This is a genomic window from Methanolobus sp. (genome assembly GCF_016278385.1).
Taxonomy (GTDB): domain Archaea; phylum Halobacteriota; class Methanosarcinia; order Methanosarcinales; family Methanosarcinaceae; genus Methanolobus.
Map to the genome: position 1 here is coordinate 26,710 of NZ_JADQBY010000027.1, position 22,219 is coordinate 48,928.

The following is a 22,219-nucleotide window of genomic DNA, read 5'->3' on the forward strand; positions in this document are numbered from 1 at the left end:
CATCTTGTTCACATGACACTACCTGAAGAAAAGGACATTAATCTCTTCCTTTATCACGCAAAACAATGTGATCCAAAGAAATGCACTGGCAAGAAAATGGCAAAGTTCGGACTTGTGAATCTTTTTGAAAAAATAGATAGAATACCTTCAGGGTCCATACTTCTTGACCCAATGGCAGAAAAAGCTCTGTCTCCTACAGATAATACTAAAAAAGGAATCACTGTCCTTGACTGTTCATGGGAAGAAGTTGAAAGGGTGTTTCCTCAACTGATGAAACTGCGACTTGAACACCGTGCACTGCCATACCTTGTTGCTGCAAATCCAGTGAATTTTGGAAGGCCTTTCAAACTCACATCAGTTGAGGCCTTTGCCGCCACTCTGTACATACTGGGAAATAAACAGCAGGCAGAGAAAATCATGTCCAAATTCAACTGGGGGCACACGTTCATTGAACTGAACCACGAACCTCTTGAGGAATACTCACAAGCAAAAGATAGCAAAGATATCTTAAAGATACAAAGTGAATATATGTAAACTGACAGGCTGAGACAATCGGAAGTGGGAAATTGATACAAATAGGAGTTATTGGTGCAGGCTCATGTGATCTAAATTTGAGGCAAATAGCAGAAGAAGTAGGCGCTGAGATTGCAAAAAAGAATGCTATACTTATCTGTGGAGGACATGGAGGGGTAATGGAAGCATCGGCTGCCGGTGCTAAAAAGGAAGGTGGAACCACAGTTGGGATTCTCCCGGGAGATAGCCGCAAAACTGCTAATCCTTTTATAGACATAGTAATTGTGACTGAAATGAGACATGCACGCAATGTCATAATTGCACGCTCTGCTGATGCACTAATAGCTGTCGGAGGAGAGTTTGGCACGCTTTCGGAAATAGCACACTCCCTGAAAATGGGCAAAACCGTAGTTACACTGGATTCAAAATGGGATATTGAAGGCACCATTAAAGCAAAATGTCCAGAGGATGCTGTCAGAATCGCAATTAACAGCATTGAAATGTAAGAATACAACTGGATTTTATTGTTTATTCATTTTATTTTTAGATTAAAATTCAAGGTTGATGCCTATTGGACAGTGGTCGGAACCCATTACATCAGGCAGAATGAACGCATCTTTTATATTGTTTTTAATATTGTCACTTGCAAAGAAGTAATCTATTCTCCATCCAACATTTCTTTCCCTTGCCCTTGTCCTCATACTCCACCAAGTATAGTTCTCCGGTCCTTCATTGAACATTCTTAAAGTATCCACATATCCGTTATCTAATAGTTTGTCAATCCAAGCACGTTCTTCTGGAAGGAAACCGGAGACTGTTTCGTTATCTTTCGGGCGGGCAAGGTCTATTTCCTTGTGCGCAGTGTTAACGTCCCCACATACGATAATTTTCTTGCCTTTAGACTTGAGGGTATTGGCATAATCAAGGAAAGCATCATAAAACTCCATTTTATAATCAAGCCTCTCAGTGGATGCCTTACCGTTAGGGAAGTATATGTTGAAAAGGACAAAGTCCCCATAGTCAGCTATCTGAATGCGGCCCTCACTGTCAAACTTATCAATGCCGAATCCACATTTAATATCAACCGGTTCTTTTTTAGTGTAAATAGCAACACCGCTGTAACCTTTTTTCTCAGCGGAGGAAAAATAATTGAGGTAACCGTCAATTTCAAGCATCTCAGTAGGAAGTTGTTCCCTGCGGGCTTTTGTTTCCTGGATGCAGAGTATATCGGGTCCCTCTTCATTAAACCAATCAAGGAAACCCTTTTTGTGAACTGCCCTGATACCATTTACATTCCATGAAATTATCCTTATGTTGCTCATTTTGTGTCTCCGGGAACTTTGATGAGTAGTTGAGAACTTATCTATTAAGTATCTTGCTCAACAGCTTGTATTTTTCCTGAGCCTGAAAAACCATATTCCTACTAAGAACGATCATGATATATAGTACTAAATAGGTCTAAATACTAAATAAGAATAATGCTTAAATAATAATAATTACTATTTAGGATTTGTTCTTACATATGAGATGTGAGAAATATGAAAAACAAAAAAGTGGGACAAATATGAAACAACAAGACATCAAGTACACAAACCAGCGGATTGAGATCCTGGATTTTCTCAGGGAATTTGATGGTCATCCTACTGTAGATGATGTCTATGAGGGAGTAAGACAAAAATTAACACGTATCAGCAAGGCTACAGTTTATAGTAATCTGAAGTTCCTGGCTGAAAAAGGCCTGATAAAGGAGGTGAATGTAAAAGGGGTTTCAAGATTTGAATCCAATCTGATACCTCACCATCACACAATCTGTATAGAATGTGGAGAAATAAGAGACTACGAATCAGAAGAGCTTAGCCAATATGCCATGAGCATAGCAGAAGAAATAGATGACTTCAAAATAGAATCATCCGATACTAATTTTTACGGGATATGCAAAAAATGCATGGAGATGGAGTAATATGGAAGAAGAAATAGTAACAATGCCGCTTATAGGCGACGATGCACCGTCATTTAAAGCAAAAACAACAATGGGAGAAATTAATTTCCCAAAAGATTACAAAGGGAAGTGGGTAATTCTTTTCAGTCACCCTGCTGACTTTACACCAGTATGTACAACTGAATTTATGACATTTGCGACAATGCAGGAAGAATTCAGGGAATTAAATACCGAGTTAATCGGACTTTCCATTGACAGTATCTATGCACACATTGCATGGCTTAGGACCATCAAAGAAAAGATCGTGTACAAGGGAATGAAAGACGTTGAAGTGAATTTCCCTGTCATTGAAGATCTTAAAATGGATGTTGCAAAGAAGTTTGGGATGGTACAACCAAATGCATCGGACACCCAGGCAGTAAGAGCAGTATTCATGATGGACCCAAAGGCAAAGGTAAGAGCTATTCTCTATTATCCACTATCCAATGGAAGGAACATGGATGAGATCAAGAGATTAATTCTGGCAATGCAGAAGTCAGATGCGGAGAATATTGCAACTCCAGCCAACTGGCAACCAGGTGACGATGTAATCATTCCACCACCAGGATCATGCGGATCTGCAAAGGAAAGAGTTGAGACTGAAGAAGAAGGAAAGTACTGCCTTGACTGGTTCATGTGCCTCAGGAAACAGTCTTAAGTACGATGCAAAAATATATTTTAGAGGTGACCAATTATGGGAACAAAAGGCGTTGAAATACTTAACTTAGATGTTAATGAACTGATAGATTTACTGAACAAGGCACTCGCAGATGAGTGGCTGGCATACTACCAGTACTGGATTGGTGCAAAGGTTATCAAAGGACCAATGAGAGAAGCTACTGTAGCTGAACTTCTCCAGCATGCCACAGATGAACTGCGCCATGCTGATATGGTATCCAACAGGATATTACAGCTTGGTGGAACACCTGTCCTCTCCCCAATGGACTGGGAGAAACTCAGCAACTGCGGATACGAATCTCCAGAGGACCCTTTTGTGAAAAAGATACTTGCGCAGAACATCAAAGGAGAGCAGTGTGCTATCCAGGTGTACAATTCCATCCTTGGAAAGGTCAAGGATAAGGACCCTGTTACATACGAAATGGTATTACAGATCCTTACCGATGAGATCGAGCATGAAGATGACCTACAGGCCATCATGGAAGATATCGAACTTATGCAAAGAATGGATTAACCATTCAATGGCTGGATAAGATTGGTCATTTTCTGTCCCGGTAAAAGGGATAGGAAATGTTCATCTACTTTTTTGATACTGTGCGTCAGTGCACACATGTTGACAGTTCATAATACTGTTACTTGATAGTGTTTTTCCTACATACATCCAAGTTTCCATATCTTTTGGATTTGCGATAGATATATTTAGAAGAATGTTTGTTAGATTTAGTCATTAAATAACCGTATAAAAATAAAGATTTTCGATCAGAACTATCTAATGTAACATCCAATAACACATTTATTGACTATTCAAAAATCACGGAGATAACATGCATCTCATCATAGCAGAAAAGCACATTGCAGCAAAAAGGATAGCTGCTATCCTGGCTCCCGGGAAGACAAAACAGGTCCGTGTAAGCGGAGTAGATACATATGAATATGAATCAGATGAAGGAACAAAGATATTTATAGGACTTAGTGGACACATTGTAAAACTGGATTTCCCCAAAGCCTACAACAACTGGCAAAAAGTAGAGGCAAACGAGCTTATTGACGCAGATGTGATCACAACTTCGACACAGGTAAAAATAGTAGCTGCACTGAAGAAACTGGGAAAAACAGCTACCAAAGTAACCATTGCAACTGACTACGACAGGGAAGGAGAACTCATTGGAGTTGAAGCCCTTGACATAATCAGAGAGATCAATCCTGATGTGGTATTTGAACGTGTACATTACAGTGCCATTACCCCAAAAGCTATTGACGATGCTTTTTCAAACCCTGTGAATGTTGACTTCAACCTGGCAGATGCCGGACATTCACGACAGGTCATAGACCTTGTATGGGGTGCTTCAATGACTCGTTACATATCTCTTGCGGCCGGACGCCTTGGAAAAATGTTCCTTTCAGTAGGAAGAGTACAGTCACCCACTCTTTCACTAATAGTGGAGCGTGAGAAGGAAAGAGATGCTTTTATCCCGAAACCATATTGGGAACTATCAGCAATACTGGATAGTAAAAGCGGAGTACAGTTCAAGGTAGAACATCGTACGAAGCGTTTCTGGGAGAAAGCAGAAGTAGATGCTGCAATGGCAAATGTATCAGTAGGCGATGATGCTCTTGTAATCGAACTCACCACTTCCGAGAAGATAGACAAACCACCAACGCCTTTTAACACTACCGAATTCATTGGTGCTGCGAGTTCTATCGGTTTTACAGCGGCTAATGCAATGAGAATTGCTGAGACACTTTATACAAACGGTTTCATCTCATATCCAAGAACCGATAACACAGTCTACCCTGAAAGTATTGATCTCAGGGCACAGATAGAGATATTCAAGACCGGTGCTTTCAAGCAATACGCACTCAAATTACTTGAAAAAGAAGAACTTGTACCTACAAAAGGCAAGAAAGAGACAACAGACCATCCACCTATCTTCCCTGCATCCCTTGCCAAAAAATCAGAAATGAATGAGCAGGAATGGAAACTTTACGAACTCGTGGTCAGGCGCTTTTTTGCGACATTTGCCGACCCTGCAAAATGGGAGACCATCAAATCGAAATTCGACATAAACGGAGAGGATTTCAAAGCAAATGGTGCAAGACTCGTTGTTCCCGGATGGAGATGGTATTATCATTATAATGCACCTGAGGACAGACTGTTACCAGAACTGACCGAAGGCGATAAGCTCAAAGTGGACAAAGTGGAAGTTGAGGCTAAAGAGACACAACCACCCGGAAGATACGGCCAGGGCAGACTCATTAAGATAATGGAAGATATGGGACTCGGTACCAAAGCAACACGCCATGAGATTATCAGCAAACTCTATTCCAGAGCATATGTGCATGGAAACCCCCTGCAACCCACAAAAACCGCAATTGCAGTTGTGGACACCCTTGAAACATTCGCACCAACAATGTCCAAACCTGACATGACAAGCAAACTTGAAGCTGATATGGACAGGATAGCAGAAGGTAAAATACCAGAAGATGAAGTGTTGAACGAATCCAGGGAAATGTTGGGACTCATATTCAAAGAACTTGAAATAAACAAGGAAGATATCAGCGAATCACTACGTGCCGGTCTTCGCGAGGATAAGATCATAGGCGTATGTTCCAATTGTGAGTCCAACCTCATGGTAATGAGGTCAAAGCGAGGTTCACGATTTATAGGATGTGACGGTTACCCGGACTGCAATTTCGCATTGCCACTCCCACGCTCAGGGCAGGTAGTGGTTACGGATAAATTGTGCGAAGAACATGGAATGTACCACATACGCATCATCAATTCAGGAAAAAGACCCTGGAACCTGGGATGTCCACATTGTAATTTCCTCGAATGGCAAAAATCGCAAGCAGAGGAGAAAGAAAAACAAGGCACTGACAATAATAAAGAGCGTCCGAAGACGATCAATGACATATCAGGGATTGGGAAGGTTACTGCGGAAAAACTTTCTGATGCCGGTATTTGCAGTGTAGAAGACTTATGTACCGCAGATGCTGTAGAACTTGCGAAAGTTACAAGTATACCTGTTAAGAAATTAAAGAAATGGCAATCTGAAATAGATTGACAGGAGTGAAGTATAAATGGAATTGGAATTCAAGGGTGCATGCAGGGAAGTCGGAAGATCGGCAGTTCTTGTCGATGATAAGCTAATGATGGATTACGGGGTATCTCCCGGAGAACACGTTAAGTACCCCTTGAATGGGTCGCGTCCTGATGCTGTGCTTCTATCCCACGCACACATAGACCATTCCGGTGCAATTCCAAATCTCATGGACTTTGAACCTGATGTCTACATGACACCACCTACTTTTGATCTTACATATATGCTTGCAAAGGATACATTAAGAATTGCAGAAAGAGAAGGAGAGATGCCGGCATATGACGCCATTGAACTCTCTAAATTTGCGCATCAAACAAAACAGGTAGATACAGGAATTGAATTTAACGTACATGGATACGATGTTGAGTTCCTGAATGCCGGACACATACCCGGTGCATCAGCTATCCATGTAAGGGACAAAGAGAATAAAAGCCTGTTCTATACAGGAGATATCAATACTGCTGACACGCGATTGGTTCTTGGTGCAATTGACTTCCCTGATTCAGACATACTAATAACTGAAAGCACGTATTTTGGAGATGAACATCTTCCCAGAAAAGAAATTGAAAAGGAATTCATTGATTCCGTTCATGACACACTGAACATAGGAGGCAGTGTGATAATTCCTGCCTTTGCTATTGGAAGAACGCAGGAAATACTGATGCTTCTGGATGCATACGGCATCAGGGCTTACGTTGACGGAATGGGTGTACAGGCATACAAGATCATGTCAAAACATCCTGAATACCTGCACAATCCAACTCACCTTAAAAAGGCATTTGATAATGCCACACTGGTAACTGGCCATAAAAGAAATAAAATAGCCCTTGAATCTTCCGTAATTGTAACTACGGCCGGAATGCTCAACGGTGGACCTGTGCTTTATTACATCAACAAACTGTACAAGGACCCGAAATCAAAGATAATACTTACAGGATATCAGGTAGAGGGCACCAACGGCAGAATGGCAATGGATACTGGCAACATAGACAATGACGGAGTTATCCAGCACCTCAAACCAAAAATAGAACAATATGATTTTTCCGCCCATTCCGGGGACAGGGAGCTTAAAGAAATGGTAAGGGCTTTCTGCAACAATGGAACTGAGCATGTCTTCACGATGCATGGAGATAACTGCGAAGGATTTGCAGACTGGATTAAAGAAGAAATAGGTGTTGAGACATTCGCACCTGAAATCGGTGAACGCTTTACATTATAAAGTAAAATATAAGACAATTTTATTCACATATAGGAAGAACTTTGATATTTCATATCATCGTTCACCTTTTTAGCTTTTACCATTGCAGCCTTCAGATTTTCTATTGCATCACTATGTTCAGGGTCTATTTTAAGGACTCTGGTAAAACATTCCGCTGCATCATCATATTTTCCAAGACCAAAGTAAGCAAGTCCTTTTTTGTTCCACACAATCGCAAATTTATTATCCAGTTCTATTTCCTTGTGAACTTTGCTATAGCATTCAATGGCTTCATTATGATTTCCCATCAATTCCAGAATATCCCCTTTGTTTACCCATGCATTTTCATTGTTGGGATCAAGGGTGAGTATCCGGTTATAGCATTTAATGGACTCTTCATATCGACCAATATTAAAAAGAACCACACCCATATTACATAAAACATCAACATCGTTTTTATTAAGAAAAACAGACTTCCTGAAGCATTCCACCGCTTCTTCATCCCGTCCCAGAAAAGAAAGCGCTATGCCCTTATTGTTCCATACCAGCGCCATAGCCTCATTGCTCCATAGCTCAGGATCCAGATGCTCACACTCCAGTATAAGCGAAAAATACTCAATCTTCTCTTCCGGATCTTCGGCATCAAATGCTAATTTGAACCATTCTTCCGGTTTATCAGGATCCATCCAGCTGACCAACTCCAAGATAAATAACACAGCATAATATCGTGTCTAAACAGTATATTCTTAATTTTTACTTTTCCTTAATGTACATAACATATTAATTAAGTTATCGAAATTATTCGGCCGCTATGAAAAGTATATCAACTTCGTTCTTAAAACTCCATTTCTAATTTGAGATGATTTTCTTAAAAGAATCTCCAAAATAAGTTACTTCATGCAAACCTAGTTAACATAAGGAAACAGAGTATAGTATTATTTTTATACGTACAACATTATAATCAAGGAGGATTATATGAACATATTACATATTTCGGATATGCATTTCGGTCCTCGTCACTGGGATGGAGACGATCAAATTCTGCTTGATATGATCAATTCGTTTGATGCTGACATCGTAATCAACACAGGGGACAATACAACAGATGGCATGGAAGATGAATGTGCTGAAGCAGGCCGTTTCCTAAAAGGAATAAAGTGCAAAAATGTAATCTCTACTTTGGGCAATCATGACAAAAGGAATATGCGCTCCCATGAACTATTCCGGAAATATATTGATAGCTCCGAGATAATAACTATCTCCAAAACAATAAAAACAACAAAGAAAAACCTTTTTTTAAACCGGGAAATCACTAAGGTTGATGAGAATTTTACCGATCTGAATTTCATTAAATCTATTTCGATTACTGGAAAAAAGGTATTAATTCTCAGCATCGATACCGCTGAACTATATAGTGATGAAGGGTATGTTGAAAAAGAGATGCTAAATGCTGTTTCAAAAGAAATTGAACAGCTAGAATATGACCTGCTTTTGTTGATTACCCATTATTCTATTTTGGGTACAGATGAGCTTCCCCTACAAAATTCCGCTGCACTTATTGATTTTGTACAAAAACATAAAATCGAATACGTTTTTTGCGGTCATACTCACGAACTGGAAATTATGCAAGCCAATGATCTATACCAAGGTCATTCATTTATTCATTCTATGTGTGGCAGTTTATCCTCTAGCAATCATCCCAATGATGATAACATGTTCTTGTATTATGAAAATGTGGGCAGCGAAGATATGCATATGCATCTGATACGAATCTTTTCAGAGATGGAGAGGGTACATTTCAAACACGAAATAATATTTTAGGGAAGACTTTCAGAAATAATACTTTTATAAGTTCCTTTAATACAGTTGACAGTCTTATATATACGATGAATACCAACCAATCGGATTTCCAATGAATTCGAATCACAGCAATAGTGATAATGGAGTTATAACAACCGCATTATTATTGGCAGCTGGCAAGGGCAGTCGTTTGTATCCTCTAACAAGCGACACACCGAAGTGCCTTACAATGGTTCATGAGGCTTCTATACTTGAACGACTTGTCATTAATTTGAAAAAACAAGGCTTCAAACGTCTTGTCATTGTCACAGGATATCAGGAAAAATGTATTCGTGACTTTTTAGAAACGCGTTCCTGCGGTATGACAATCGATTATATTTTCAGTCCCCTTTACGCGACCACCAATAACATCTATTCACTCTGGATGGCGCGGGATATTATTAATGAGCCTTTCTTACTTATTGAAAGCGACCTCATCTTTGATGAATCCCTTCTGGATGGTATGTGCTCTCCTGACCGAATTGCCGTTGGATGTATGCAACCATGGATGAATGGTTCCACTGTTACAGCCAGTAGATCACATCATGTTAAGAAATTCCAAAGCGGTATTGCCGGCCCTCTTGATGAGATAAGATACAAGACTGTCAATATTTACAGTTTTTCCCTCCCTTCGTGGCATAGCATTAAAGAAAGGCTGGGTCAGTACATTTCAGCCGGCAAAGTAAATGACTATTATGAAAACGTTTTTGCGGAAATGGTAGCTGATGGCAGTCTATCTCTTGAAACAGTATCATTTGATGGCAAGCGATGGTACGAAATAGACACAATTGCAGACCTTGCAAAAGCTGAGAAACTATTTTCAGCAGACAAATATGAAACGATAATTCCTTACAATATCATGCCAAAGATATCTGGAATATCAAGACCCTTTTTTTTGACACGCAAAAAACATGGAGAAAAAGCGGTTACTCGTTCACTTTCCAGCCTAAGCCCGTTGACCCAGTCTAACCCATTGAATTTAAAGGCAATTCATAAAGCCCATCCTTTAAAAAAGGAAGTGCCTTTTCTAAATCATTTAAGAGAAATAATACCTGATGCAACATAATTACAAGACTCAAACTGAAAAATACGAATTCGTATCCGGACAACATGGTGGTTACTATCACCATGACTTTATTGATCATTCTTATCTTTACAATTTGTATTTCCCGCCAGAGGCAGTTTTTACAACTTTAAAAGATAAAATTCATGACCTTGTCCTTAACTACCCGATTGCACAGGATGCTCTTGCCGATCTCATCGGTGATCTGATCGACCAGCCTGCTGAAAGGATCGTTGTAGGAAACGGTGCTGCCGAACTTATCAAAATCATATCCGGCCACATAGCCAGCAAGTTGATCGTTCCAGTACCATCTTTTAATGAATATGTGAATGCAGCACCATTAGGCAAAGTAGTTGAATTTCCTCTTGAATTTCCATCTTTTCAATTAGATGTAGACAAATTCGCTGATGAAGCGATCAAAGTTAAAGCAGATGTTGCTGTTGTGGTAACACCTAATAACCCTACATCGATATTAGTTCCCAAGTCCGATCTAATATCTCTTGCACAAAAACTTGCAGACCATGATTGTATGTTGATCATCGATGAATCCTTCATGGATTTTGTGCATGATCCTGATAAGGCAACTCTGGAACATGAACTCGAACATTATCCAAATATAGCAATCCTTAAAAGCATGAGCAAAGCCTATGGCATCTGTGGTCTCAGAATCGGGTACATGCTAACTGCAAATTTAGAATTTGCTGAATCTGTAAGAAAAGGCGTGCATATATGGAATATTAACGGATTTGCCGAAGAGTTTCTGCGAATATTGCCTGATTACAGACAGGAATTTATCGATAGCTGTAAGCAGGTACGGACAGACAGGTATAATCTATATAAACACTTGTGCACTATCCCTGGAATAATCGTTTATAAACCTGATGCAAACTTTATTTTCTGTCGCCTCCCAGATCACGCACAAAGTGGTCCTGAAGTCACGAAGAGATTGTTCATTGAGCATAACATGTACATAAAACACTGCTTGGACAAGACCCTACCCGATTCCAGCCGTTATGTTCGTATCGCCAGCCGTACTGAAGCAGAAAATTGCAAATTAGTTGAATCGTTGGTAGATGTTATTAACTCAAATAAAGTGGAAGCACTCTGATGAACGATTCTGATCAGCAGCAATCGCATCAGATAGGAATGCTTGCTTTTGCCAGAGATCTTCCAAATATCTGTTCTCTTGCAGGACTGTTGTTTGCTGTCCTTAGTATATACTATGCTATATTAGGCAATTTGTCAATTGCGATAATTGGAATGCTCTGGGCTGTTGTTTTTGACTGGGGAGACGGATTAATTGCCCGGCGGATGAAAGGACGAACTGATGAATATCGGGCTTTTGGCGGACAGCTTGATTCATTGATAGATATAGTAAGTTTTGGAATTTGCCCCGCTGTATTTCTCTTAAGCTATGGAAATTTTAGTCCGTGGTTCCTGCCCGGTGCTTTCGTAATTGTTGCTGTTGGTGTAATAAGGCTGAGTTACTTCAATGTTTTCGGTCTTGTCGATAACTCGACATATATGGGATTAGCACTTGACAACAATGTCCTTATTCTTGCCTTTATCTTTCTGTTTAATAGTTATTTCAGCCAGCCGGTCTTTACAATAGCTGTATATGCACTGTTAATGATCATAGCTGCCTTTAATGTAGCACCAATCAGAACCCCAAAGTTTTCCAGTAAATGGTTTTCTGTTCTCCTGATTTACGTTATGGGATTGACAGCTATTTACATATGATTTTCTGAACAAATATCATTCTATTTGAATCAGATTATAATTAAAAAAGGAGGTACACCATATGTATGGTTACCAGCCACTAAGGAAATGTATCTCAAACAATGATGATGAGTTAATAGTTTACGGAGCAGATTCTTTCTCTCAGTTCCCTCGCCGTGATGCATCTGTACATTCAAAATGTGACAGAGCACTTCCAATTGCACGCCATGATGATCTGGTAGTTCTACGTGGAAAACTGGATCGTGACTATCATAAATGGCTGCGTTCTCATGGGCTTGGGTCGGATAATATTGCCGAATATAATATTCATTCTCCAGAAATGACTCTTTCAGAACTGATCATTAATGATCCTGAACCAGTCAATAAAATAATCAGACGGCTTGGGAAACTGCCTATATATGTGCCATGGTTTTCAGGGTGCATGGAGGCCGAAGCTGCAAAGGCCCTTGGAGCTGATCTTTTCGGGGCTACTGAACTTGCAACACTAACGTATAATGATAAATCCGCTTTTAAGACCTTATGTCGAAAATTGGACATATCTGTTGTTGAAGGCAGTTTATTTGACATGTATCCTGAAGATACTAATAATTGCGTAGAGATGGAAAACGTTATCGAAGGGTATCTCTCAACCTGTGAAACGGTTATAATTCGAGGTACTATAGGCGAAGCAGGCATGTCTTTATACAAAACAAAAGGCAATGATATTTCAGATATATATCACGAAATTGCAATCAGCGGTGAAAAAACAGTTATTATTGAGCCTTTTCTGAATGTATCGTCTTCTCCGAATGATCAGTGGGTAATTAGCAGAAATGGAACTGTGCATTCTCTTGGTATGCGAGATCAGATATGCGAAAGAGGCATGATACACATTGGTACACTTAAAGGGGCAAAAACTTCACCCGATATTTCAAATTATATTACCAAAACATCTGCAGAAATTGTAAACAATATGTTTGAATCAGGCTATCGGGGAGTAGTAGGCATTGATTACATTGTGTCGAATGATGGTATATTTCCGGTTGAAAATAATGCTCGTTTTAATGGTTCCTCCTATGTGGGCATGATAGTAGATAACATTGAAGAACTGACATTCCCTATTCCATACTGGAAGTTTATGAAAATGAAAACAGCAGTGTGTTCATTTCCTGAACTCATTGAACGTATTGGTCCAATACTATATGACGGCAAAAAATCAAACTCTGTATTTCCTTTTTGTTGTGACTCGTTACCGGTATCTGGTGATTTTGCTGTTATAATGTTAGCCCAAAACATGGATGAGATTTTTAAAATGGAAGAAAATTTGAAAGAAATAGGTGTTAAATGGTTTTAATCAAACCTGTATAACATAAAGAAAAATAGCAATAATATAAGAAAAAATACTTAAAAATAAATTTTATGGCTTGATGAATGATCAACACTAACATTTGCCTGTAATATTTTTCCTTATATCATCTATATGCATAAGCCTGTTGGCATCTATACCCACCAGACACATACCTTTTTTGTCCATTGCCCATACATAATAATTGTCATCAATGTCCTCCGGTATCTTCTCAGATGGTAGTTCAGCGGGGTTAATACTACATGCCTGAAGACCCGGATATTCATCAGGATTGAGTTCCATTATTGTAACTACTTTCTTTAGCAGTGACAACAGGACATTTATATCTTCATGGTCCCACTTCCTAATTCTCTCGCACATAAGAGAAATGAGAACTTTTGCCACACCGATGTTTGAAAGGATTTTATTGGAAAGACAGATGGATGCATTGTCATATTTAACATTATCATTCGGTCCTCTGAAGCAGAATATACCTTCTGTGACCAATGTATTAAGGTCCAGTGGTTCTTCTGAAAAGTTTATCGCATTCTCCACGACCTCAATATCAATGTCGTACTCATCTGCAATTTTCCAGATAGCTTTTTCTATAACAATACCATGATCTATCATTTTGACACATCCCTGCCGGCAGAACAATCAGACATCATCAGGATTAAGGTTATCCAGCTTTACCATATCTGATGGTGTATTTATGTTGACAAAACTTTTAAGGTCTTTGTCTATTTTTTTCATTGCATCGGCATCCAGATATAAAATATTTTCCAGATAGGATACCGGAGTAAGTATGCTCCTGTGCCCGTCCTCCATGGCAGTTTCAATTGCTGCAAGCATCTTGTCCCGGCGATACACAGAATGTAGAGGTTCCTTTTTGCCATACTCACTAATAGGCATCAAAGCATCATGATTCCCTACCATATCAAACATCATATCGATTAAGCGCCCATTGAGAAATGGCATGTCACATGCTACCGTAAAAACATAGTCCCCGCAAGCTTCCTCAAAACCTGCAAACATTCCCGCAAGCGGACCCGCGTTCCTAATTTTATCGGTTACAACTTTCCTATCCCCCATATATTTGGAGAATTGCTGCACCTGTTCATCATCCCTTAGTGACACTATAACCTCATCGGAGATATCTTCCAGTACTGTCAGAGTACGTTGTAGCAAAGTGCTGTCCTGGCATACCAGCAATGCTTTTTCCCTTCCATCAAGACGAGTTCCTAAACCACCTGCCAGTAATAGTGAAGACCTTTTCATAAACTGTAACCTCTCATTCGTTTTCCTGCAAGCACCCTATCTAAGCAAGTCCTCTCCTGCGTTCACTTCTGTATTCTTCAAGAATGAACTGGACCTGCTTATGTTCTTTTTCCTTACGCCGCTCATCAGCCCCTTTTTGCCATACACCTATTGCACTTTCCAGAATTTCAGGATTCACAGAAGCAAGGTCACCAATGATTTGGATCTGCATATCCTTCAATACGGGAACCTCACCATCATAGAATGATTCCAGTGCACTATGTGGCATATCCTCACTTATGAGAACTGCCCTTACTCCAGATTCGACCAGCAATGATGCAGTTACAGGACCTCCGCCGCTTGGATCGTTCAGATAGATAACATCATTCTCCTTGATACCATACAGCTCCTTTGTGTGCTGTATCGCTTCTCTTGTAAATGATGAGATAACTTTTACCGGAAGACCTTCGCCCCGCACTTCTTTTTTACGTATCTGTTTAAGGCGTTTGTTCTGGTTACGCTGGTTACGCAAGGCTTTTTTTGTTTTACTAAGCTCCTTATTGAGACGTTCGATTTCGTTATCCCTTATCTGCATCTCTTTTTCACGCCTAACCTGACGGTAAATAGAGTTTTTTACCTTCTTGATGTGCATTTCAAGTTGTTCGATGAGTCTTTCCTTTTGTCCACTCTGGTATTTCAGTTCGGCAACATACTCTTTGAGCTGTTTTAACTGGGAATTCCTTTGACTGATCTCACTACGCAGCTTTTTTATTTGTTCATCCACATCTGCAGGCTCTTCTTTTTGTGGTTCAGGTCCCGGTTTTATCCTTACCTGTATCTTTGACTCGGCTGCCACCTTTTCAATAGCTTCATCTATGGAATCACCATTGATAACATGGAACTTTATATTGTCAACATCAAGATATTTAGGAGTTCTCTTCTCAACCCTTGTGAATACATTTTTGTAAGCTTTGTATGCAGATAATGCTGCAGTGAGTGAATCACGCTCATGATCATTGGAGTATCCGAATTCCCGGGCAATTGCAATCTTATCCTCAGACCTTATCTCCCCTCCGGGAGTCCAGGCAACCGCTTTAAAACTACGGCGTATCTTTTCAACGGCTGACGGAACAGGATAGACATCTGTGGCTACCAGTGCAGGTTTACCGTAGTCGGCTATCAACTTGACAACTTCATCGTGTGAGATACCACGTGTACTATCAGAAAGAAGCAGTTCTCCGTCAAGAGAGAGAATGGCAACTCCTACTGTTGTTCCGGGATCAATTCCGACGATAGTATATTTGCGTCCTGCTTTTTTGATCGGCAGGTACTGGATCTTATCCCTTTCAACATTTTTAACAGTGACCTGTACATCAGCATTTGCAGATGGTTTGACCGGTACACGTTCACGTCTTGCACTTACAGTATATTCTGCCCGGACATAACCACCGAAACCTTCAGTGATATGTTCGGAGAAAGTGAATCCAGTTTCCCGGGAGAATCTGCGCAGGGTGTACTCTACTTCCCTGCTCTTTTCCCTGACAGCACCGTGTACTTTTCTGCGGTAACGGTTCTGGCTCCATCCACCTCTGCCAAGGGAACGGGCACGACTTACTTTTATGCGGGTGATATCTTCAAAAAGAGATACTTCAGCACCTACACCAAGACTTGCAAGAATTGCACATGCTTCTGCTTCCTGATTCGGGTCGAACTGATTTAGGGAAAGGCCGTGTTCCTTGGCCAGCCGAAGCAGCGGTTTCTGGCGGATACCCCCGGTGACCTGTACCAGTTTTGTATTCTCAGGGAGTTTTTCAAGAAAATGTATTAGTTCCCTTTTATTTGGGGCGAGTTCAAAAATGTTATCTACTGCAATGTAATCAGGACGATCTTGGTTCAGCATCCGGAATATCCTGTGTAACCGGACCATAGTATAATGGTTTATTTCGCCATCCTTGAGAACGGCAACGGCATATCTGGGAGCTACCTGTGCTCTGGAAGAGCCCTTTGCTATGTCAATGCCGTATATGACACCGTTTTGCATACAGTTTATTTTATGTTGTTACTAGGATATATCTATGACTCTATACCACTTTTTATTTGTGATATGGCTTCACCCACATCCATTTTAATATTGTATTTGCGCTTAAAATGTGTGAGTACGTTGGAGACATCCCTTTCAAGCAGCTCATCCGCATGAGGATGGCTTATTTCCACAGACTGCGGCCAGTCTATGAACTGCACTCCGCCATCGATAACAAATATGTTGTACTCGCTAAGATCAGAATGTATGTAGCCTTTTTCGTAGACTATGGCTACCTGCCTTAGTATCTCATCAAGGAACCACTGCGGCTCTGCAAGCTTTGTCTTGTAGAGAAGAGTCCCTTTTGCAACTTCCATGACAAGAGCATGACGATTACTATCAATTAACTTTGGAACCGACACATCAGGATATAGTTTCCTGATGACTTCTGCCTCTCTTTGTGCAGCAAGTCTTGCGGCATATATCCATGAAAAATGATCCTTTCCGTCAAGATGAGAGCGTGACCTTTTGATACTCTTAAAACTGGTCCTGCCTTCTCTATGGAATTTCAGAATGACACCCTGGGGATCACCCAGACCAAGTTCCGGTTGTCTCACAGCCTCATGGACCACGGATTCCTTTCCAACACCAATCTCATCACCAATTGCACTGATAACTCCCTTTTTTACAAATGCATTAAGAGCAAGGGCATCGTAGGCATCGAAGTATATCTGATAACCTTCATATGGCTGGTTGGTCCCGATGACCATGTTGTTCCTTATCAGCAACTTAAGCTTATACTCAAGGGAAGAATACGGTAGGCGGGTGAACTTCAGTAACTCCTCCACCGGCACCCATTCAAAGTGCTTCATGCTAAGCTCAATACCTGTGAGGATGCGCAGGTCTTTGCTATCCATTTTGTTGAATAACTTCACAACGTCGTCTATCATTTGCTTTCTAATTGCCGGGATGGTTTAGATTGTTTGTGGTAGGTCAAAGAATAAAGAGATAAAACAAAAAAGATAATACGAATAAAATATGAAGGAAGTCTATTCAAACTTCCCCCACGCCTCTTCCTCGACCCGCCTGATAACTTCCTTCAATGGCAGACCAACTTTATCAGCAACCTTGCGGCAGTCCTCATACTCAGCAGAGATGTGCAATATCTCACCTGTCTTGTCCTGAGCTATCTTTACGGCAACCGTGAATTCCTCACCCTTTAAATGAATGCTTACCGTGTCCATCCTGCGGTCAGCAACAAAACGATGGACAGTAGGAATCACACGTATCCCCAAGGTACCAGTCTCTTTCATAATCTCTCGGGCAACCCTTTCACTGTTCTGTGACTTTGTTATGACCTTGATAATATGACCGGACCTGCCTTTCTTCATTATCGTAGGAGTGATGGCAACATCCCGTGCTCCTGCGGCAAGTAACTTATCAAACAGGTTTCCCAGTACCTCACCGGTTACATCATCCACATTGGTTTCCAGTACCTCTATCTGGTCCTTTGTCAGCACGTCGGCAACTTCCATGAGCATGGTACGCAATACATTTGGATCTTCTGTATCAGCATCTCCCGCTCCGTAACCTACAGAAAGGACCTTGCCTTTGGGAAGATTATCAATGGGCTTTGCAAAATAGGACAATAAAGCAGCACCTGTAGGAGTTAGTAATTCCCTGTTACCTGAACCGTATGAAAGAAGATTGCCTGACCTTAGAATCTCAAGAGTTGCAGGTGCCGGTACAGCCATGGTGCCGTGTGCGGCTTTTACCCTGCCACCACCTACATTCACAGGAGTGCAGAAAATTGAATCGGCACCTAGTTCATGGATAGCTGCACATGAACCAATAACATCAGCAAGGGCATCATTTTGTCCAACCTCGTGGAAATGGAGTTTTTCCAAGGACTCGCCATGTACTTTAGACTCGGCTTCTGCCATGATGGCAAAGACATCAAGGGCACTCTTTTCAACCTGTGAAGGCAGACCTGCAGATATGATGATATCTACAAGCTCATGATAGTGTCGTGAATGTTCCTCATGTGGTACATGTATATGAACATCAGTAGCATCGATGCCTTTCTTATTGGCACGGTTCAGAGAGACTGACACATCAACTGCGGATTCAATGATCTCACGTATCTTTGAGCCATCGACTCCAAGGTCAATGAGGCTTCCAAGTATCATATCTCCGGCTGCACCTGAGAATGGATCGAATATCAGGGATCTCATATTATCATTTCCAAGTTGTATATTTCAAACTGTAAACATTAAACAAGTGATTATTCCTGAGGTTTACGGCTCCTTGCCTCAGCAACCCTGTTGGCTATCCTTGCTGCAAAAGCACCTGCAACAAACCCTGCATCTATATTCACAACAGAAAGCACGGAGCATGATTGCAACATTGATAACAGGGCAGCCTCTCCCTTTGCACCGGCACCGTATCCTGTTGATACAGGCAGTCCTATGACAGGAACGTCCATAAGACCTGAGACAACCGTTGGCAGAGTACCTTCCCTTCCGGCAGCCACGACAATGGAATCCGGTTTTTTGTCCTGCAATATCTGCATCTCACCGATAAGCCTATGAAATCCGGCAACACCGACATCATAAATAGCAACTGTATCGCACCCCATCTCGGATGCCACCATCCGTGCCTCCTCCGCAACGTCAATATCAGCAGTACCAGCAGTGATTATTGCAACAACGCCACCTGTTCGGGGTGCAGGCGTCCCGTTATGGACCACTGCGGCTGTTGAATGAAGAGTCCATTCAAGTTCTTCAGCTTTAAAACTTGAGATCAGCAATTCCCTGTGTTTATCCCCAAGTCTGGTGATAAGCACCCTACCTGTTGCGGCTACCTGTGCTTTTGCTATTTCTACAACATCCTTTGGGTCTTTGCCCTCAGCAAGTATCGCTTCCATGATACCCGTACGATGCTTGCGGAATATATCGATCTTGGCGATATCTGTGACGGGAACGTACCCCATAGAACGAATAAGGGACTCTGCAGTTTCCATGTCCGTTTCGTTATTTTTCAGCTTGTTTAATACGCTTTTCAGATCCATTTTTATTCACGTCTATTTTAGATGAACTGGTATTTAAGAGTAAACAGAGGATACGAATAGAAAACTATAATATGGATAAAATGTTGTACCAACTATGGAAGGACTACTTGGGAAAATTTACAGCATGCCATCTGTTATATTGCTGGTAATAGGCATGGTTTTGAGTGTTTTCCTTTTCTATAGCCTGATGAAGGCGGCAGAAAATGGAAACTTATTGATGGTAATATTACTTGCAGTAGCGATTTCTATTGTAGCTTTTGTGATAAGTAAGGCAATTAAATTTCAGAAAATGAAAGAATTTAGATAGTATATGTTATTATTTCATCTTCCTTCTTGATTCTTCCACTTCATCAACTATTCCGGGGTATTCCTTGAACATTGAGAGGATGTCAAGGGCTGCAACAATATCCACAACACCTATTGCACCGATAGCTTCACCTTGAATTGTCCTGATAGGAGCTACTACAACTGATTTGCCTCTGTATATTCCCTCTGTAGGCACGGTTCTTATAGTGTTGTTTGTCCTGATGACCTCTTCGAGTATCGGACCGGTGTATTCCCTGTCAATTATCATTCCTCTTTCCATCCGAATCCCTCTACAGTTGAGACTGCGAATGGTTATTGGAATCCCAAGAAGGGAGTGTATTGCAATTGCTATTGGTTCCAGGTCATCAGACGTGGAGTCAGAGCATATTTTTAGACAAAACGCACCACTGGATTCTTCATCGCATATCATTTTAGACTCACCTTTTTAATTGAATGGAAGAGAATTTAGTTATCAAATTTAACAGACGTAATATATTCATGAGCAGATATAGCTGCTACCGCACCATCAGAAACAGCTGTAACAACCTGCCACATGGAAGTTCTTCTGCAGTCACCTGCTGCAAATATCCCGCTTACCGAACTTTCCATCCGGTCATTGGTTACAATAAACCCTACATCTGTCTTGTCAACATCCACCATTGCAGTGTTTGGGTCAATGCCTACATAGATAAAGACACCATCAATATCCATCTCGGTCATTTCACTTGTCTTCGTGTTCTTCAGGACAACCTTTTCAACGAGTTCCTCGCCCTTGATCTCCTGCACTTCAGTGTCCCATATAAAACTGACATTCTTTGTACTGAACGCCCTTTTCTGAAGCAGAGAGCATGCCCGTAGCTCATCACGTCTGTGCACCACGTGGACCTTACTTGCAATACCTGAAAGTATGAGAGCATCGGTAACCGCAGACTCACCACCGCCTACAACGATCACTTCCAGACCACTATAGAATGGACCATCGCAGGTAGCACAATATGAAACCCCTTTTGTAAGCAGACGTTCCTCACCGGGAACTCCCAAATGCCTGGGATTTGCACCGGTTGCAATTATCACTGCAAGCGCCTCAAGCTCACCGTCATCTGTTACAACTATTTTTCTGTCACCTGCGTCCCTGACAGTTTTCACACCAGTGACCTGTACCTTCACACCTGTCTTTTCTGCATGGTCGCTGAATTTTTGCATTAGTTCCATTCCTGATATCGAGGAAAAGCCCGGATAATTCTCCACCTTATCGGCTGTAGATATCTGTCCAGGAACAACGTTCTTTTCAAGTACAAGGGTATCAAGGCCATAACGAACCGCATATATAGCTGCAGTTAATCCTGCGGGACCCCCTCCTATAATAATGAGATCATGCATGTCAATCAGCTAGCATCACAAACGTTGCTTGCCTTTTCTTTGTCAGGAACTCCCACAAAGGCAACCTTGTCATCAATGATCGTTGTAGGTATTGAACGGATCTTGAACTTTTTTGCAAGCTCTTTTCCTTCAGGCGTGTCCAATTCTACTTCCTCGTACTCAAAATCGCACTGTTCTTTCAAGTCCCGCCACATTTTCTTTGCAGTAGGACAAAAGTGACACCATTCAGAATGAACTAAAGTAACCTTTACCATTATATTCCACACTCCTTTTTACTGGTCATTATTCTATTAGTTAGTAGAGTATATCAAATTAATGACTGTAAAAAGTTAGTTTTCACTGTTAACCAGTCTCATTGACCTGCTATCTTTTGAAGAAGAACATCATAGATGAATTTGTGAAAAGTACAGGGCAAAAAGACCTTGGACAGGGAAATTTCGAACTTGAATAAGTATAATGTGCAGCTCTCTTACTTCCCAGACCATCTTAGTCTGACATACCTCTTCATAGGTTTTTCTGCCCATCAGAATCAAACTTTATATATCAATAATACCAGACGTCTTTATTCTAGTCCGTGAAAAACCAATCTACACAACCGTTCTTCTTTGCAATGAATCCAGAATGTGAATAAAATAAAAATAGAGTGGAAAACTTTACTCTCTATTAAATGTTATTGTCTAGCATCTTATTGGATATCGAGGTTATCTAATCAGCTCCCAACCTCTTCCATTCTAATTAGACAAAACATTTTC

General features: G+C 40.9%; 24 protein-coding genes. 13 read left to right on the forward strand and 11 right to left on the reverse strand.

The features are described 5' to 3' along the window. The first annotated feature begins 12 nt into the window (after window positions 1-12). Both QZZ23_RS10800 and QZZ23_RS10805 read left to right on the forward strand, forming a co-directional pair. Complete coding sequence (locus QZZ23_RS10800) at window positions 13-534, forward strand: DUF367 family protein (RefSeq protein ID WP_292469975.1); 522 nt, start codon at window positions 13-15, stop codon at window positions 532-534. 32 nt (window positions 535-566) lie between these two features. After that, window positions 567-1,019, forward strand: a complete 453-nt coding sequence (locus QZZ23_RS10805; RefSeq protein WP_292469924.1) for a TIGR00725 family protein — start codon at window positions 567-569, stop codon at window positions 1,017-1,019. 42 nt (window positions 1,020-1,061) lie between these two features. On the opposite strand, the gene xth is transcribed toward QZZ23_RS10805, so the two are convergent. Then, window positions 1,062-1,835: an exodeoxyribonuclease III gene (gene xth / locus QZZ23_RS10810; protein ID WP_292469926.1), complete on the reverse strand. Its 774-nt coding sequence runs from the start codon at window positions 1,833-1,835 to the stop codon at window positions 1,062-1,064. Between the two features lie 242 nt (window positions 1,836-2,077). Here xth and QZZ23_RS10815 point away from each other — a divergent pair, with 242 nt between their 5' ends. The 5 genes from QZZ23_RS10815 to QZZ23_RS10835 all read left to right on the forward strand — a co-directional run bounded on the left by QZZ23_RS10815 (window position 2,078) and on the right by QZZ23_RS10835 (window position 7,489). Then, window positions 2,078-2,473 carry a Fur family transcriptional regulator gene (locus QZZ23_RS10815; RefSeq protein ID WP_292469929.1) on the forward strand — a complete coding sequence of 132 codons (396 nt, stop codon included), beginning with the start codon at window positions 2,078-2,080 and terminating at the stop codon, window positions 2,471-2,473. Between the two features lies 1 nt (window position 2,474). Then, window positions 2,475-3,149, forward strand: a complete 675-nt coding sequence (locus tag QZZ23_RS10820) for a peroxiredoxin (RefSeq protein WP_292469930.1) — start codon at window positions 2,475-2,477, stop codon at window positions 3,147-3,149. Between the two features lie 36 nt (window positions 3,150-3,185). Beyond that, a complete protein-coding gene (locus QZZ23_RS10825) occupies window positions 3,186-3,683 on the forward strand; it encodes a ferritin-like domain-containing protein (RefSeq protein WP_292469932.1) in 498 nt (165 codons plus the stop codon). Between the two features lie 310 nt (window positions 3,684-3,993). Continuing rightward, a complete protein-coding gene (locus tag QZZ23_RS10830) occupies window positions 3,994-6,234 on the forward strand; it encodes a DNA topoisomerase I (protein WP_292469933.1) in 2,241 nt (746 codons plus the stop codon). A gap of 16 nt (window positions 6,235-6,250) precedes the next feature. Next, window positions 6,251-7,489: an MBL fold metallo-hydrolase gene (locus tag QZZ23_RS10835; protein ID WP_292469935.1), complete on the forward strand. Its 1,239-nt coding sequence runs from the start codon at window positions 6,251-6,253 to the stop codon at window positions 7,487-7,489. A 23-nt stretch (window positions 7,490-7,512) separates the two neighbouring features. On the opposite strand, the gene QZZ23_RS10840 is transcribed toward QZZ23_RS10835, so the two are convergent. Beyond that, window positions 7,513-8,154 (reverse strand): tetratricopeptide repeat protein, encoded by a 642-nt coding sequence (locus QZZ23_RS10840; protein WP_292469937.1) that lies wholly within the window; start codon window positions 8,152-8,154, stop codon window positions 7,513-7,515. 289 nt (window positions 8,155-8,443) lie between these two features. On the opposite strand from QZZ23_RS10840, the gene QZZ23_RS10845 reads away from it, so the two are divergent. The 5 genes from QZZ23_RS10845 (at window position 8,444) to QZZ23_RS10865 (ending at window position 13,443) form a co-directional block, all read left to right on the forward strand. Further along, window positions 8,444-9,289, forward strand: a complete 846-nt coding sequence (locus QZZ23_RS10845) for a metallophosphoesterase (protein WP_292469939.1) — start codon at window positions 8,444-8,446, stop codon at window positions 9,287-9,289. Window positions 9,290-9,380: 91 nt separating this feature from the next. After that, window positions 9,381-10,373 (forward strand): phosphocholine cytidylyltransferase family protein, encoded by a 993-nt coding sequence (locus QZZ23_RS10850; protein WP_292469941.1) that lies wholly within the window; start codon window positions 9,381-9,383, stop codon window positions 10,371-10,373. Next, window positions 10,363-11,478 carry an aminotransferase class I/II-fold pyridoxal phosphate-dependent enzyme gene (locus QZZ23_RS10855; RefSeq protein ID WP_292469943.1) on the forward strand — a complete coding sequence of 372 codons (1,116 nt, stop codon included), beginning with the start codon at window positions 10,363-10,365 and terminating at the stop codon, window positions 11,476-11,478. Before QZZ23_RS10850 ends, QZZ23_RS10855 begins: the two co-directional genes overlap by 11 nt. Next, entirely contained in the window at window positions 11,478-12,110 is a 633-nt protein-coding gene (locus tag QZZ23_RS10860) for a CDP-alcohol phosphatidyltransferase family protein (RefSeq protein ID WP_292469945.1), read from the forward strand. The genes QZZ23_RS10855 and QZZ23_RS10860 overlap by 1 nt, the downstream gene beginning before the upstream one ends. A 61-nt stretch (window positions 12,111-12,171) precedes the next feature. Further along, on the forward strand, window positions 12,172-13,443 hold the full coding sequence (locus QZZ23_RS10865) for a hypothetical protein (RefSeq protein WP_292469947.1): 1,272 nt from the start codon (window positions 12,172-12,174) through the stop codon (window positions 13,441-13,443). Between the two features lie 87 nt (window positions 13,444-13,530). Here QZZ23_RS10865 and QZZ23_RS10870 read toward each other — a convergent pair whose 3' ends face one another. From QZZ23_RS10870 to larB, 6 genes are all read right to left on the reverse strand, one after another. Further along, on the reverse strand, window positions 13,531-14,064 hold the full coding sequence (locus QZZ23_RS10870; RefSeq protein ID WP_292469951.1) for a hypothetical protein: 534 nt from the start codon (window positions 14,062-14,064) through the stop codon (window positions 13,531-13,533). A 27-nt stretch (window positions 14,065-14,091) separates the two neighbouring features. Next, window positions 14,092-14,712: a molybdenum cofactor guanylyltransferase gene (locus QZZ23_RS10875; protein WP_292469953.1), complete on the reverse strand. Its 621-nt coding sequence runs from the start codon at window positions 14,710-14,712 to the stop codon at window positions 14,092-14,094. A gap of 40 nt (window positions 14,713-14,752) precedes the next feature. Next, window positions 14,753-16,732, reverse strand: coding sequence for a DUF460 domain-containing protein (locus QZZ23_RS10880; RefSeq protein ID WP_292469956.1), 1,980 nt, complete (start codon window positions 16,730-16,732; stop codon window positions 14,753-14,755). A gap of 32 nt (window positions 16,733-16,764) precedes the next feature. Continuing rightward, window positions 16,765-17,661 carry a serine/threonine-protein kinase RIO2 gene (locus QZZ23_RS10885; protein ID WP_292469958.1) on the reverse strand — a complete coding sequence of 299 codons (897 nt, stop codon included), beginning with the start codon at window positions 17,659-17,661 and terminating at the stop codon, window positions 16,765-16,767. 99 nt (window positions 17,662-17,760) lie between these two features. Further along, window positions 17,761-18,945, reverse strand: a complete 1,185-nt coding sequence (gene larC / locus QZZ23_RS10890) for a nickel pincer cofactor biosynthesis protein LarC (RefSeq protein ID WP_292469960.1) — start codon at window positions 18,943-18,945, stop codon at window positions 17,761-17,763. 50 nt (window positions 18,946-18,995) lie between these two features. Further along, window positions 18,996-19,781: a nickel pincer cofactor biosynthesis protein LarB gene (gene larB, locus QZZ23_RS10895; protein WP_292469963.1), complete on the reverse strand. Its 786-nt coding sequence runs from the start codon at window positions 19,779-19,781 to the stop codon at window positions 18,996-18,998. Between the two features lie 94 nt (window positions 19,782-19,875). Between larB and QZZ23_RS10900 the strand changes: the two genes are divergently transcribed. After that, a complete protein-coding gene (locus QZZ23_RS10900) occupies window positions 19,876-20,088 on the forward strand; it encodes a hypothetical protein (protein ID WP_292469965.1) in 213 nt (70 codons plus the stop codon). 9 nt (window positions 20,089-20,097) lie between these two features. Here QZZ23_RS10900 and QZZ23_RS10905 read toward each other — a convergent pair whose 3' ends face one another. Genes QZZ23_RS10905 through QZZ23_RS10915 form a run of 3 tightly spaced genes read right to left on the reverse strand, consistent with a single transcriptional unit; the run spans window position 20,098 to window position 21,721 of the window. Beyond that, window positions 20,098-20,517 carry a DUF2111 domain-containing protein gene (locus tag QZZ23_RS10905; protein WP_292469967.1) on the reverse strand — a complete coding sequence of 140 codons (420 nt, stop codon included), beginning with the start codon at window positions 20,515-20,517 and terminating at the stop codon, window positions 20,098-20,100. Window positions 20,518-20,552: 35 nt separating this feature from the next. Continuing rightward, complete coding sequence (gene trxB, locus QZZ23_RS10910; RefSeq protein ID WP_292469969.1) at window positions 20,553-21,467, reverse strand: thioredoxin-disulfide reductase; 915 nt, start codon at window positions 21,465-21,467, stop codon at window positions 20,553-20,555. 5 nt (window positions 21,468-21,472) lie between these two features. Next, complete coding sequence (locus QZZ23_RS10915) at window positions 21,473-21,721, reverse strand: thioredoxin family protein (protein WP_292469971.1); 249 nt, start codon at window positions 21,719-21,721, stop codon at window positions 21,473-21,475. Window positions 21,722-22,219: the final 498 nt, after the last annotated feature.

Excerpts from the sequence above, each read along its gene's own strand:
- QZZ23_RS10825 (WP_292469932.1), top strand. The coding sequence starts at position 3,186 with ATGGGAACAAAAGGCGTTGAAATACTTAACTTAGATGTTAATGAACTG.
- xth (WP_292469926.1), bottom strand. The coding sequence starts at position 1,835 with ATGAGCAACATAAGGATAATTTCATGGAATGTAAATGGTATCAGGGCA.
- QZZ23_RS10840 (WP_292469937.1), bottom strand. The coding sequence starts at position 8,154 with ATGGATCCTGATAAACCGGAAGAATGGTTCAAATTAGCATTTGATGCC.
- QZZ23_RS10815 (WP_292469929.1), top strand. The coding sequence starts at position 2,078 with ATGAAACAACAAGACATCAAGTACACAAACCAGCGGATTGAGATCCTG.
- QZZ23_RS10855 (WP_292469943.1), top strand. The coding sequence starts at position 10,363 with ATGCAACATAATTACAAGACTCAAACTGAAAAATACGAATTCGTATCC.
- QZZ23_RS10845 (WP_292469939.1), top strand. The coding sequence starts at position 8,444 with ATGAACATATTACATATTTCGGATATGCATTTCGGTCCTCGTCACTGG.
- larC (WP_292469960.1), bottom strand. The coding sequence starts at position 18,945 with ATGAGATCCCTGATATTCGATCCATTCTCAGGTGCAGCCGGAGATATG.
- QZZ23_RS10820 (WP_292469930.1), top strand. The coding sequence starts at position 2,475 with ATGGAAGAAGAAATAGTAACAATGCCGCTTATAGGCGACGATGCACCG.
- QZZ23_RS10880 (WP_292469956.1), bottom strand. The coding sequence starts at position 16,732 with ATGCAAAACGGTGTCATATACGGCATTGACATAGCAAAGGGCTCTTCC.
- QZZ23_RS10865 (WP_292469947.1), top strand. The coding sequence starts at position 12,172 with ATGTATGGTTACCAGCCACTAAGGAAATGTATCTCAAACAATGATGAT.
- QZZ23_RS10905 (WP_292469967.1), bottom strand. The coding sequence starts at position 20,517 with ATGATATGCGATGAAGAATCCAGTGGTGCGTTTTGTCTAAAAATATGC.
- QZZ23_RS10900 (WP_292469965.1), top strand. The coding sequence starts at position 19,876 with ATGGAAGGACTACTTGGGAAAATTTACAGCATGCCATCTGTTATATTG.
- QZZ23_RS10885 (WP_292469958.1), bottom strand. The coding sequence starts at position 17,661 with ATGATAGACGACGTTGTGAAGTTATTCAACAAAATGGATAGCAAAGAC.
- QZZ23_RS10850 (WP_292469941.1), top strand. The coding sequence starts at position 9,381 with ATGAATTCGAATCACAGCAATAGTGATAATGGAGTTATAACAACCGCA.
- QZZ23_RS10860 (WP_292469945.1), top strand. The coding sequence starts at position 11,478 with ATGAACGATTCTGATCAGCAGCAATCGCATCAGATAGGAATGCTTGCT.
- QZZ23_RS10915 (WP_292469971.1), bottom strand. The coding sequence starts at position 21,721 with ATGGTAAAGGTTACTTTAGTTCATTCTGAATGGTGTCACTTTTGTCCT.
- larB (WP_292469963.1), bottom strand. The coding sequence starts at position 19,781 with ATGGATCTGAAAAGCGTATTAAACAAGCTGAAAAATAACGAAACGGAC.
- QZZ23_RS10870 (WP_292469951.1), bottom strand. The coding sequence starts at position 14,064 with ATGATAGATCATGGTATTGTTATAGAAAAAGCTATCTGGAAAATTGCA.
- trxB (WP_292469969.1), bottom strand. The coding sequence starts at position 21,467 with ATGCATGATCTCATTATTATAGGAGGGGGTCCCGCAGGATTAACTGCA.
- QZZ23_RS10830 (WP_292469933.1), top strand. The coding sequence starts at position 3,994 with ATGCATCTCATCATAGCAGAAAAGCACATTGCAGCAAAAAGGATAGCT.
- QZZ23_RS10800 (WP_292469975.1), top strand. The coding sequence starts at position 13 with ATGACACTACCTGAAGAAAAGGACATTAATCTCTTCCTTTATCACGCA.
- QZZ23_RS10875 (WP_292469953.1), bottom strand. The coding sequence starts at position 14,712 with ATGAAAAGGTCTTCACTATTACTGGCAGGTGGTTTAGGAACTCGTCTT.
- QZZ23_RS10835 (WP_292469935.1), top strand. The coding sequence starts at position 6,251 with ATGGAATTGGAATTCAAGGGTGCATGCAGGGAAGTCGGAAGATCGGCA.